Below are 12,175 nucleotides of genomic sequence, written 5' to 3'. Positions count from 1 at the left end.
ACCATGTCCAATCAACCGCTTGTTGGCATCGTGATGGGGTCGGACAGCGACTGGCCCGTCATGCGCGCCTGTGCCGAAACACTCAAGAAGTTCGGCATCGCGTATGAAGCCAAGGTGCTGTCGGCACACCGCACGCCCGACCAGGCGCTCGACTATGCCACGACCGCGCAGTCGCGCGGCATGAAGGTGCTGATCGGCGCGGCCGGCGGTGCGGCCCACTTGGCCGGCGTGCTCGCCGCCAAGACCGAACTGCCGGTGCTGGCTGTGCCGATGCCTTCGAAGCACCTGCAAGGTCTCGATTCGCTGCTCGCCATGGTGCAGATGCCGGGCGGGATTCCGGTCGCGACTTTCGCCATCGGCGAGGCTGGCGCCACCAACGCCGCGCTGTTCGCCATCTCGATGCTGGCGCTGAGCGATGCCGACGTAGCGAAAAAGCTCTCCGACTTCCGCGTCAAGCAGACCGAGAAGGTGCTTGCCAAGACCCTGCCGGATCTGCCGTAAGCCATGCCCACGCAGCCTGATATCATGCACGCCGATTCCGCGAGGAACGATCTTGCCGAAGCCGTCAGGCTGCTGCAGGCCGGCGAACTTGTCGCCTTCCCGACCGAGACGGTCTACGGGCTGGGCGCCGATGCCGCCAATCCCGAGGCGGTGGCCAAAATTTTCGCCGCCAAGGGGCGCCCGGCCGATCACCCGTTGATCGTGCATCTGGCCGGAGCAGGCTATCTCGAATCCTGGGCACGCGATATTCCGCCTGTCGCCTGGGAATTGGCCGAAGCCTTCTGGCCGGGGCCATTGACCCTCATTCTCAAACGCGCGCCGGGCGTGCCCCATGCCGTGACCGGCGGACAGGAAACCGTCGGCGTGCGCGTGCCGTCGCATCCGCTGGCGCTCGACTTGCTGCGCGCCTACGCGCAGGCGGGCGGCGGCCAGAACGGTATGTGCGGCATCGCCGCGCCGTCGGCCAACCGCTTTGGTCGCATCAGTCCGACCGATGCCGCCCATGTGCGCGAAGAACTCGGCGCGGCCGTGGCGCTCGTGCTCGACGGCGGGCCGTGCGATGTCGGCATCGAATCGACGATCGTCGATCTGTCTCGCGACGATCAGACGCCGCGCATCCTGCGCCCTGGACGCATCACTCCGGAACAAATCGAAGCGGTGATTGGCGTACGCCCGGAAATTGCCAACGCGAAAAAAGCGTCGGTGCCGCGTGTTTCCGGTTCGCTGGACGCGCATTACGCACCGCGCACGCCGTTGCGTCTGGTTTCTTGGGACGACCTGATCACGCAGGCCCATGAGGTGCATGCGGCCGGTCAGCGATGCGGTGTGCTGGTACGTCGCCAGTTGCTGTTTCCGGCGCCGCATTCCTTCCGTCGTTTGCCGGACGAGCCCGATGGGTTCGCACGTCACCTCTATGCCGCCCTGCGCGAACTCGATCAGTGCGGCAACGATGTGATTCTCGTCGAAGCGATTCCTGGCGATGCAGTCTGGGCGGCTGTGGCCGATCGTTTGCGGCGCGCTGCTTGCGGTTCGGGTGCGGCCTGAGCAGTGTCTGGTAGTCAGTCAACAAAAAAAGCGAACCACCAAGTCACCAATACACCAAGAGGGCACCAAGAAACCCCACCGTTTTCTTGGTGAGCCTTTGTGCTCTTGGTGTCTTGGTGGTGAAGTATTTATCCATAGTCTTCCACACGCCTGACTTCTGGATAAACAAACCCCGGCCTGAGCCGGGGCGAGGTTTGGCACCCGCTGCGGGTGCCGTGTCTTTCTACCTTCGTCTTACTTGTGGACGAAGTACTTCTCGGCGTAAGCCTTGGCCGTTTCGAGACAGCGCGCGGCGTGTTCGGCGTAGCCGAATTCCTTGGCGCGGGCGTTGTGCGGTAGTTCGATCGAGTAGATCTGCTTCGGCATGGCGTTGATGATGTCAGCGACCGGGATGCCACCTTCGCCGACATACAGACGCTCTTCGCGCAGGATGCGGGTCATTTCGGCGCGGTCGGCCGGGATTTCGCCCTGGGCGTCGCACAGGTGGGCGAAGTTGAACCATTCCTTCGGCAGCTTGGAGAGCTCTTCCGGCTTGTCGAGGGCGCGGTGGAAGTGGTGCATGTCGATCATCAGACCGGCGTTGCTGCGGTTGGCGGTCTTCAGCACATTGACGGCGCCAGCCAGATCGCGAACACCGGCGATCGGGACGTATTCCAGATTGACGGTCATGTCGAACTGTTTGGCCAGATCACAGATCTCGCCGAACTTTTCGATCGCGTAGTCGATCTTGTCGGTCCAGATGCTCGACAGCACAGCCTTGCCGCCGAGTTCGGCCGCGACTTCCATCGCCGGCAGGTACTTGGTCGGGTGCATGTCGTCGTAAACACGGGCAAGCTCGATGTCGTAGAGCTTCATGCCGGTGTCGGCCAGCGCGCGCTTGGTGGCGCGCAGCATTTCAGGATTGTCGGCGAGTGCGTAGTTCGGTTCGCCGGGCAGGCCCATGTAGATGTTGCGCAGGCTGACGTAGTCGTAGCCGGCGCGTGCAGCGACATAGACCATCTCGGGGGGCGGGCAGCCAAGAACGGTCAGGTGGGCAAGAGAAAATTCGAGTGCCATTTGCAAATACCTCTGGTGGGTTAAAAATTTTCGAATCCGCTTTTTAACAAATATTTCTAGCCATTTGTTAAAAAAACCGCTGGAAGGTGGAGGTTCAGTTCATCCTTCCAGCAGAAATAAAACACTTGCCCGGTTATCCGGCTCGGTTGTGAGTTTTTGTTCCCTCGTTCGAGTCGGCACTACCTTGCCGAAGCAAGGTAGTGCGCTCGTTCTTCATGCTAGCTACTGAGGAGGGAACCTTTTTAATTCTTGCCTGCGCGAACCTTTTCGATCTCGGCCAGGAATTCCTTGACGAACTCGGGGCCGATCGAGGTGGCAAACTTGTCGATGACCGGCTTGACCTTGGCGCGCAGCTTGGCGATTTCAGCCGCCGGCACGTCGTTCACTTCCGATGTCTTCTTCAGGTTAACCAGGGCCTTGGCTTGCGTGTCGCGCGAGAACTGACGCTGCCAGACGGTCGCTTCCTTGGCCGCTTCCATGACCACTTTCTGCTCGTCGGCGTTGAGCTTGTCCCACGTCTTCTTGCTCATGAAGAACGACTGCGGGTTGTACATGTGGTTGGTGACGCTCAGATACTTCTGCACTTCGTTGATCTTGTTGACTTCGATCACCGAGAACGGGTTTTCCTGGCCGTCGATCATGCGCTGTTCGAGCGCGGTGTAGACCTCGGTGAAGGGCATCGGCACGGCATTGGCGCCGAGCGCGTTGAAGGTCTCGATGTACGTCGGCGACTGCACGACGCGCAGCTTCAGGCCGACGATGTCTTCAGCGGTCTTGATCGGACGCTTGCTGTTGGTCACCTGGCGGAAGCCGAGGTCGAAGTAGCCGAGGTTAACGAGGCCCTTGGCCGGCATCAGGTCGGCGAGTTTCTGGCCCATTTTTCCGTCGAGGACGGCGTCGGCTTCCTTGGCATTGGCGAACAGGAACGGCAGGTCGACAATCGCCGCTTCCTTGATCTGGCCCTGCAGCAGGCCGGTGTTCATCGCCGCGATGTCGATCGTGCCGCCCTGAACGGCGGACAGTACCTGCACGTCGCCGCCGAGCACGCCGCCCGGGAACGACTTCACGCTCATCTTGCCACCAGACTTCTGGGACAGCAGTGCGCCAAACTTCTCAGCGCCGGCTGGGATCGGGTGACCCTTCGGGTTGGCCGTGGAAAAACGGAAAGACTGCTTGCGAATCTCGGCTTGGGCGCCGCCAGCCACTATCAAACCGCAGGCCGCCGCGACGGCAACGCTAATTACTTTTTTGGAAATCACAACAAACTCCTAGTGAAATAAGACTTGATGCAAACAAAAAGCCGATGCGGCGAAATTGCCTGATCGCCGCCGTTCGTTGCGAACCAGTCGATTGCCCTCGCCCGCAAATTTCTGCCCGTTTTCGTTATTTCCGGCGAGGAATCCTTGCCGGTCGCGATGTTGTTGGAACTGGCGAAACGGCGTGCATCGTAGAGCGAACCGCGCGTGCTGAAAATCCGGAAAGCCCCTTACGGCGCAGTGGCCGAGACTGACCGCTGTGGAAGAGAGAAAAAGGCTTGTTTCTGCAGGGGAGCGCGTCGGTGCTAGGTGTTTTACGTACGTGGAGCGGTTGGCTTTTTCGGGGATCCGTATATCCCGTGGCTTGGCTGTAACAAGGGGCGGTCTATACTGATGCCGTTCAATTCACCGGATGGCGCCAAAATGGAAATGTCCCCGAATCCCGTTCATTCTGCTGTGGAAGGCGCGGCTTCCCTTCCGCCGGCAGAGCTGAATGCTGCAATCAATTTGCGGCTCGCGCTGCTTGGGCTGCCGGTCGTTGGCGGCGATCAGGTGATTGCGTTGGTCGAGCCGATTCTGGCCCGTCAGCGCGAGCTGAACCGCCGTTTGGCCGACCGGCTTTGCCCCGTCGATACCCGCATCCAGGGCTTCCTCAACGATTTCCTCGCCGCGACCGGCCCGGTGCCGTCGCTGCCGCGGCGCACGCTGGTGCTCGACCAGCCGGGGCTGGCGCGCGGCCTGTCGCTGCCGGCCAACGGCGATTGCTTCAAGTCGTCGTTGCTCAGCAGTTATCGTCTGCGCAACGGCGTCTTGCACAACCCGGCCAACGACCGGCGGACGACGGCCGGCGTTTTCCATGTCGTCGAAGGCGGACTGCCGATTCCCGACGACAAGCTGGCCGTGCCGAAAGCTGTGTTTGCCAAGCTGTTGGCGCTGGCGATGAACCCCCCCGCCGAATCTTTGCAACTGCCGTTTGCCACCGATGAGCCGTCGCCGGCCGAAAGTTTCGTTTCCCTGCTGATGCGGCCGCTGGTCGTTCCCGCCGTGCCCGGTGTGCCGGGATTCGCGAGCGAAAAACGGATGGAAATCCGCTTTTTCGTGCCCGGCGCATTGGTTTCCAACCTCGATTTCGTCGAGAGCATCTTCGGCAATGCCGGCGACCCGTATCTGCCGGAAAACGATGCCTCGCTCGACCCCGATGGCTGGACCGGCCACACCGGCTGCGTGATTCTGGCGCCGCATCTGACGCAAGTGCCCAAGCGCTTGCTTGGCCTGCCGCACTGGGATATGGCTACCGAACGGCAGCGGCGCGACGGCATGTGCTACAAGGATGAAAGCGAGCTCTACAACGGCGGCAACGCCTTCAAGGTCTGTGCGCGTGACGGGCGCGGCGTGATCGTCACGCTGATTGCCGACAACTATTTCGGTTATTGCAAGAAGGAAGTCAAAACCCAGATCAGCTATTCGGCCAATCTCTTTGGCCTGTCCGAGGAAGAGCACGCTGGCGGCGCGCTCGTTTTTCCGAGTTACAACGAGGGGCTCGAATATACCGACCTGTCGGCCGGCGAGACGCACTCCTTGCAGGACGTGCTGGCGCGGGATGGCGAACGTTTTGTGCTGCAACCGGAAGGGCATGCGCTGGACCCGCTGCAGCCGCACATCGTGCTGGTGCCCGAGAATTCGACCTACAGCCTGCGTACGCAGACGGTGTCCTGGCCGCGGCCGGATGGCACGACGTCCTCGATCAAGATGCTGGCCGGCAAGACGTACATCGGGCCGAATGGTTTCCGCATGGAGATGCAGCCGCTCCCCACGGACAGCCGCCGGTGGGGTCTGGTGGCGGCATCGGCCGAGGTCACGGCTTGCCATAAACCGAGCACGGTTTCCGGCGGCGGCAAATCGGAAATATCGAAGGCGATCTCCGACGCCATTCTCGTCGGCAGCGTCTTCGTAGCCGATCTGGAGAAGGACATGGATGCCGTCGAAGCCATCCTCGAACGCGACTTTTCGGGGCGTTTCCGTGATCCTGCCAGGAACGGCGTCGACCATCGCCCGGTTCTCGGCATCGAACGTTCGATGGGCAGCGTGATCAAGCTGATGACGCCGTCGAGCGATTTCAATGACGACTACAACGCCTGGCTGAAGACGATTCCGCAGCACGTCAAGGAGTTGGTGTTTGTCGTCAAACGCTATTACCGGCCGGAATGGGGCGGCGACTGGCGTAGCCATTACTCGGTCGACATCATCAACGGTCGCCCGGCCAATTCGCTGCGGCTCGACGGGACGAAGCTGCTCATCAACACCCTGCGCGTCGGTTTCGAGATGGACGGTTCCTGGCGTGTCTTCGGTCTGCGTCACGATTTTCATCCGGCCTGCAAGGTGCAGACGGAAGACGACATCACGGCGAGCGTCGTCGTGCCGCCGTCGTTGGAGGTCGAAGGCGCCCTCTCGCGCAAGTTCGTGCAGAACTGCGAGCAGCGCCTCTTCCAGCGCCCGGATGACGCCATTCATCGCGGCTACGATCGGCAGGCGGAGGCGGATATCGCCACGCCGGGCACCTTCATTTCCAATTTCGCCCCGCTTGACGGCAACGACGCCCGGGAGCTGGTCGAGGATGCGATCGGCTTCAGCGCCTTCACGGTGCCGATGCAGAATCTGATCAGCGCCGCTGCCGAGGCGCCCGAAGGCTCCTCCCCGGCGTACTTCGTCTCCTCGGCACATCCGCGGCTGGTGGGCGGCAAACCGTCGAAGAACCCGCGGTACCTGCAGTTGCGCCCGGATGTGGCGCGGCCGCGGGAAACGGCGACCGCCGAACTGGCGATGCGCCTGTTCCGCAAACTGCCGGCCGATGCGCCGCTGTGCACGCCGGTGCATGTGGTCGCCGCCGGGCGGCGCAACAATCCGCCGGAAGAGGGCGTCCGCCCGTTGTGCACCTACAACCCGCTGCACTACATGGAATTGCCCGAACTGTTCATGGAGTTCATCAGCTCGATGACCGGCAAGTCGCCGTCGACGACCGGTGCCGGCTCGGAAGGCGCGCTGACCAAGGGGCCGTTCAACGCGTTGCCGGCGATCATCGACCTCAACGCGGCGTTCGTGTCCTTTGCCCTGACCGGCTACGACGGCTGGGTGTCCTCGGCCGGCTACATCGGGCCGCATGTGCGCGTCGATCACGATGTCAGCCTGCTCGTACCGGAAGTGTTCGCGCGCATGAACCCGGAGGAGCGCAGCGCCCAGAACCTGATCGCCATGGGCGCCCTGGAGCGGATCGCGGATTTCGAGCATCGCGGCCAGACGGTGCTCGCCAGTCGTCTCGGCTATCGCATGACGGCGCGCTTTGCCTCCGTCTATTTCGGCCGCATCTTCCTGCATCCGCACGTCGTTTTCACCGAAGAGATGCTGCGTCCGGAACGGCAGGACAAGGATGTTTTCGCCGAAAGCATGGCCAACATCGTGGTGACGCACCAGCGCGTTGCCGAGAGCTATTTCGCCGACGGGACGATCGAACTCGCCTGCCCGCCGTTGAAGGCGCTGCTCGAAATCATGGCGTACGGCAAGACGGCGGCCGGCTACGGCTTGCAGTCGCCTGAAGTGCGCACGCTCTTTACCCGCGAAAGCGTGCTGGCCAGCGACTGGTACGCGGCGCGGCTCGATGCCAAGCAGCGCAATGACGAAGCGCGGCTGAGCCGCGCCGTGGCGTCGCTTTACGACTTCATTGACCGGCCGGAAAACGCCGGTGCCGTCGCCCGCCTCGGACTTGTCGCACGGCGGGAGGGCGTGCAGGCCGAGCGGGTGCGCGTCGGTTCCGCGGAATACCGGGCGTCGCTCGTCGGCACGATCGGCGTGCAGCCGCTGGGTGAGGGCGTCGGGGCGGTTTGATCCGGACGCCTTGGGTTAAATCGCTTTCGACGCAGAGGGCGCTGAGAGACAGAGAACGCAGAGTAAAGGCGGGTTTTTGCGCTGTCTGAGTCGGAGGGGGCCGGTCAGAAGAAGAACGGCCGCGCGACGTGGGGTTTGATGCGTTGGGCGAGGCTGATTCCCAGCAGAGCGGTGGCGGCGTGCACGATGACGACGAGGCCGGCGCTGCCGAGCATGGCTATCCAGCGTTCGACAAATTGCGTGCTTGGGGTGCCGGCGAGGAGCAGTGCCGGCAACAGGGCCAGCACGATCAGGTCGATCCCCATGATGCCGGCCCAGGCCAGCCACTTTTCGCGCCGGGAGAGGTTGCGCCCGTTCTTTTGCCGGAATCCCATGCAGGCGTGAATGACGGCCGCCAGCAGGAGAGCGGCGCTGATGACGGAAATGCGCTGCGATACGAAGTAGGGCAGCAGCAGAATGCCCCCGACCAAGCATAGAAGGTAGGTCATGGCGAAGCGGCGCAGCAGTCCGCCAAGTGAAAGGGGCGTGCTGGAAGGAGTATCGGTCATGCTGTGTAGGGTCCTGAAAATCTTAGTTTAACCACAGAGACACAGAGGCACAGAGAGCAATCATTCTTGACGATGGCGGAAGGTTTTTCCGGGCCGAGCAAACGCATTGATCTTTCATCGTTTTTCTCTGTGCCTCTGTGCCTCTGTGCCTCTGTGGTGAATGGTTACGTGTGCCGTACGACAAATTGAGGTATCAGCAATTCGCCTCGATGCAGGATGGGTCCTCGGCGTCCGGGTTGATGACGCCGAATTCGGCCGGAATGCGCGAATAGAATGCCCGGATGCCTTCGCGACGGACCAGGTCGAGAAACGGCTTGGCCTCCTCGTCGTTGGTGATGAATTCGACCTCGATCCCCGTTTCGCCGGCGTGCTCGAAGAAACGGCTTTCATGCAGCGCGTGGTGCCGCCCGAAGCCGCCGATGGCGCGAAAGGCCGAGCCGCCGCGCAGTCCCATGGCGTTCGCCTTTTCCAGCAGCCATTCCCAGAGCAGTTGTCCGTCGTGTCGCTGCTTTTCTTCAACGTAGAATTTGAGAAACGTGCCTTCCATGTTCGTTCCGCCGCTGGCGGCTCCTTGAGCTGACGTCTTGATGGGGTAAATGGTGCTGATGCCGGCGAATGTCATGACCGCCGAGTCGCCGACATGGACGACTGCGGCGCCGGGCGGTCAAGGAGGCGCAGACTATAGCACCACAGCACGGCGTTTGCTTCGCACGGGAATTGTCCGATTGGCTTTCCTTGTATTCGGTGCTCGAGCCACCTTGAAAATCGGCGGTCGATCCTCCATATCTGGAATCACCATAGCTGTGAATTTTCGACCTTACCGGAAATCAAGAAGGAGCAAGTATGCGTTACAGAAGCTTTTTTCCGCGCAATCTCTTCGCTGATCTCGAGCGGCTTCAGCGCGAAATGGACCTTAATGCCGGGCCGGCGGCGAGCATTCGTGGCGGGACGCGCGGCTATCCGGCGATGAATGTCGGATCGACCGCCCAGTCGGTGGAAATTTTCGCCTTTGCGCCGGGCATGGATCCGGCCTCCCTGAACGTCCAGATCGAGAAGGGGCTGCTGACCATCAGCGGCGAGCGCAAGGTGGATGGGGTTCCGCAAGGCGCTGCCGCCCACATTGATGAACGTTTTTCCGGGCCGTTCCGTCGCGTGGTCAGCCTGCCGGACGATATCGATGCCAACGCCGTGAGCGCGATCTACCGCGATGGCGTGCTGCGGGTGAGCGTCGGGCGAAAAGCCGTTGCTCAAGCGCTGCGTATCGATATTCAGTAGTCAGGGAGGAAAATCACCATGAGCGAAAACACTGTCAAGCGCACCGAATCGAAACGCGAGGAAGAAGCGCTGTTGCCGCCGGTCAACGTCCATGAGGACGCCAACGGCATTACCCTTTATGCCGATCTGCCCGGCGTGCCGAAAGAAAAGCTCGATGTGCGCGTCGAGGGCGATTCGCTGATTATCGAAGGGGAGTTGGGACTGGCGTTTCCGGAAGGAATGGAGCCGAGCCATGTCGAAGTCGATATTCCCCGCTATCGGCGCGTCTTTACGCTGTCCAGGGAACTCGATAGCCAGAAGGTGGCGGCGGAATACCAGAACGGCGTTCTGAAGCTGCGGATTCCGAAAGCCGAGCACGCCCAGCCGCGCAAGATCACCGTGCAGGTTGGCTGATGTTCCGGCACCCGCTCCAGTCCTTACCCACAAAATCTGTGGACAACTCTGTGAAGTGGGTGTGCGGCGTTTGCTAACGCCTTGATCCGTAATCGGTTAATCGCTGTGAAATAGCGCTGCCCAAAAAATGGGCAGCGTGCTGGCTGCCCTGCGCTTCGACCAGGCGGGTATCGCCAAAAATCAGCGCTCGAGGTCGCCGAGTTTGTCCGGTTTGCCGTTCCACTCGTCGGCGTCGGGCAGCGGGTCCTTGCGTTCGGTGATCGACGGCCAGACTTTCGCCATCCGGGCGTTCAGCTCAATGAAGCTCTGCTGGTCGTCGGGCACGTCGTCTTCGGAGAAAATCGCACTTGCCGGGCATTCGGCCACGCAGAGCGTGCAGTCGATGCACTCGTCCGGGTCGATGACCAGGAAATTCGGTCCTTCGTGGAAACAGTCGACAGGACAAACATCGACGCAGTCCGTATATTTGCACTTGATACAGTTTTCGGTAACGACGTAGGCCATGGTGCTCCTCCAGGAGGGTTGGGGGAAGGAATATAACGCATTTGCCGCAACGGATGGCTGCGGCGGCCGCAGGCGAATGCTCTGGGATGTGGCCGTTCTCTTTTAACGTTATAGATGGATATGGAAAGAAGCGTGCGCTTTTCTGATCTGCGACCGCGGCGAGGAATAATGGTTCGTTTTTGTCATTGGACTGGTGTGACGAGGTTGCCAGGATGAAATCGTCATCCGAGACTTCGGCGTTGCCGCATTATCTGGCGCTGTCGTACGTCGTTTTGATCGTCTATGCCAGTCTGCACCCGATTTCCGGCTGGCGTGTGCCCGGTGTCTCGTCGTTGCTTTTCCTTGAGGCGGCCTGGCCCCGCTACTGGACGGTATTCGATCTTGCGGTGAATGTGTTCGTTTATGTGCCGCTCGGTTTCCTGTTGTCGTTGAGTGCACGCCGGTGGTTGGGGCGCTGGCTGGGGGCGCTGGCCGGACTGTTGCTCGCCGGCTCGCTCAGTTTTTCCGTCGAAGTTTTGCAGTCCTGGCTGCCGTCACGTGTTCCGTCGAATCTCGATCTCGTCTGCAATAGCCTGGGCGGGATTCTCGGCGCGGTATTGGCGATCCGGCATGGCGAGCGGTTTTTCGGGCAGCTGGCCGCCCTGCAGCATCGGTTGCTGGCGCCGCGACCGCATAACGAGCTGGGGCTCGTGCTGACCGGGTTGTGGTTGCTCATCCAGCTTTCGCCGGAAACGCTCCTCTTCGGCGCGGGGGATCTGCGCCATGTCCTGCCCATTACGCCGGCCGTCCCGTATGCGGCGGCATCCTTTTACGTGCTGGAGGCGGGGATTGTGGCGTGCAACATGGTCGCGATCGGCCTGCTGGTGCGCGAACTGCTCGCGCCGCGCAATCAGCCGCATCTTGTCCTGCTCGTCTTTTTCTTCGTTGCGCTGGCCGTTCGGACATTGGGCGCGGCGGTGCTCGTCGGGCCGGCGAGCGCGTTGGCCTGGCTGACACCAGGGGCGCGGCTTGGCTTGCCGATTGGCGGATTTGCGCTGGCGCTCTTCGTTTTCCTGCCGCCGGCATTGCGTATTGCGCTGGCCGGACTGGCGATCATGGCCGGCACCGTGCTGGTTAACCTGACGCCACCCAACCCTTACTCAGAAGTGGCGCTGCTGGCCTGGCGGCAGGGGCATTTCCTCAATTTCAACGGCCTGACGCGTCTGGCCGCCAGTCTGTGGCCGTTCGTGGCGCTGCCGTGTCTGATGCTGCTCGGGTGGCGCTCAGGCAATGGGCGAGGTTGAACCCGCGGCCGGTTCTGCTGTCATCAACACGGATTGAATGGAGGGTTTGTGCCATGAGTTATTTCACGCATCACGTGTTTTTCTGTTGCAACCAGCGCGCCGCGGGCGAGGCGTGCTGCAACGCGCTGGGCGCCTCCGAAGCGCAGGCGTATGCCAAGAACCGCATCGGCGAGCTCGGCCTGAACGGCCCCGGCCAGGTGCGCATCAACAAGGCCGGCTGCCTTGGCCGCTGCGACGAGGGGCCCAGGGCAATCGCACCAAACCCGAAATGCCACCGTCGTGAACATGCCAAAATAGCCGTTCACAATCAATCAGTTACAAAGGGGCTGTTCACAGGGCGTTGATTTGTGTAGTTTTCTGTCTTTTTGGGTGGCGTATGGAGACGGAGAAAGCGGCTACGGCAAATCAACGAGTCTCGCTGACGGAGGTCTTTTCG

At 61.5% G+C, this 12,175-nt stretch carries 12 protein-coding genes; 7 read left to right on the top strand and 5 right to left on the bottom strand.

All coding sequences use genetic code 11. The features are described from left to right. The first annotated feature begins 3 nt into the window (after positions 1-3). A complete protein-coding gene (gene purE / locus GH659_RS14105) occupies positions 4-501 on the top strand; it encodes a 5-(carboxyamino)imidazole ribonucleotide mutase (RefSeq protein WP_153112080.1) in 498 nt (165 codons plus the stop codon). Between the two features lie 3 nt (positions 502-504). Beyond that, positions 505-1,545: an L-threonylcarbamoyladenylate synthase gene (locus tag GH659_RS14100; RefSeq protein ID WP_153112079.1), complete on the top strand. Its 1,041-nt coding sequence runs from the start codon at positions 505-507 to the stop codon at positions 1,543-1,545. A 234-nt stretch (positions 1,546-1,779) separates the two neighbouring features. Here GH659_RS14100 and GH659_RS14095 read toward each other — a convergent pair whose 3' ends face one another. Further along, the gene (locus tag GH659_RS14095; RefSeq protein ID WP_153112078.1) at positions 1,780-2,601 is read right to left on the bottom strand and encodes a sugar phosphate isomerase/epimerase family protein; all 822 of its coding nucleotides are present in this window, start codon (positions 2,599-2,601) and stop codon (positions 1,780-1,782) included. A 242-nt stretch (positions 2,602-2,843) separates the two neighbouring features. Next, positions 2,844-3,860, bottom strand: a complete 1,017-nt coding sequence (locus GH659_RS14090; RefSeq protein WP_153112077.1) for a TRAP transporter substrate-binding protein — start codon at positions 3,858-3,860, stop codon at positions 2,844-2,846. Positions 3,861-4,250: 390 nt separating this feature from the next. On the opposite strand from GH659_RS14090, the gene GH659_RS14085 reads away from it, so the two are divergent. Beyond that, positions 4,251-7,736 (top strand): PPi-type phosphoenolpyruvate carboxykinase family protein, encoded by a 3,486-nt coding sequence (locus GH659_RS14085; RefSeq protein WP_281349761.1) that lies wholly within the window; start codon positions 4,251-4,253, stop codon positions 7,734-7,736. A 104-nt stretch (positions 7,737-7,840) separates the two neighbouring features. Here the strand turns inward: GH659_RS14085 and GH659_RS14080 are convergent, their stop codons facing one another. Both GH659_RS14080 and GH659_RS14075 read right to left on the bottom strand, forming a co-directional pair. Beyond that, positions 7,841-8,284 (bottom strand): hypothetical protein, encoded by a 444-nt coding sequence (locus GH659_RS14080; RefSeq protein WP_153112076.1) that lies wholly within the window; start codon positions 8,282-8,284, stop codon positions 7,841-7,843. 193 nt (positions 8,285-8,477) lie between these two features. After that, positions 8,478-8,906 (bottom strand): DUF190 domain-containing protein, encoded by a 429-nt coding sequence (locus GH659_RS14075; protein ID WP_211364260.1) that lies wholly within the window; start codon positions 8,904-8,906, stop codon positions 8,478-8,480. A gap of 221 nt (positions 8,907-9,127) precedes the next feature. Here GH659_RS14075 and GH659_RS14070 point away from each other — a divergent pair, with 221 nt between their 5' ends. Both GH659_RS14070 and GH659_RS14065 read left to right on the top strand, forming a co-directional pair. Further along, positions 9,128-9,559 (top strand): Hsp20/alpha crystallin family protein, encoded by a 432-nt coding sequence (locus GH659_RS14070; RefSeq protein WP_153112075.1) that lies wholly within the window; start codon positions 9,128-9,130, stop codon positions 9,557-9,559. Positions 9,560-9,577: 18 nt separating this feature from the next. Next, complete coding sequence (locus GH659_RS14065; RefSeq protein ID WP_153112074.1) at positions 9,578-9,952, top strand: Hsp20/alpha crystallin family protein; 375 nt, start codon at positions 9,578-9,580, stop codon at positions 9,950-9,952. A gap of 180 nt (positions 9,953-10,132) precedes the next feature. Here GH659_RS14065 and fdxA read toward each other — a convergent pair whose 3' ends face one another. Next, entirely contained in the window at positions 10,133-10,456 is a 324-nt protein-coding gene (gene fdxA, locus GH659_RS14060; protein ID WP_153112073.1) for a ferredoxin FdxA, read from the bottom strand. A gap of 212 nt (positions 10,457-10,668) precedes the next feature. Between fdxA and GH659_RS14055 the strand changes: the two genes are divergently transcribed. Both GH659_RS14055 and GH659_RS14050 read left to right on the top strand, forming a co-directional pair. Beyond that, positions 10,669-11,739, top strand: coding sequence for a VanZ family protein (locus GH659_RS14055; protein WP_153112072.1), 1,071 nt, complete (start codon positions 10,669-10,671; stop codon positions 11,737-11,739). A gap of 53 nt (positions 11,740-11,792) precedes the next feature. Further along, a complete protein-coding gene (locus GH659_RS14050) occupies positions 11,793-12,083 on the top strand; it encodes a (2Fe-2S) ferredoxin domain-containing protein (RefSeq protein WP_246167881.1) in 291 nt (96 codons plus the stop codon). The last annotated feature ends 92 nt before the right edge of the window (positions 12,084-12,175 follow it).

It is taken from the genome of Propionivibrio limicola, from assembly GCF_009469695.1.
Classification (GTDB): Bacteria; Pseudomonadota; Gammaproteobacteria; order Burkholderiales; family Rhodocyclaceae; genus Propionivibrio; species Propionivibrio limicola.
The sequence above is the reverse complement of the archived record's forward strand: the minus strand, read 5'-3'. Positions and strand labels throughout refer to the sequence as shown.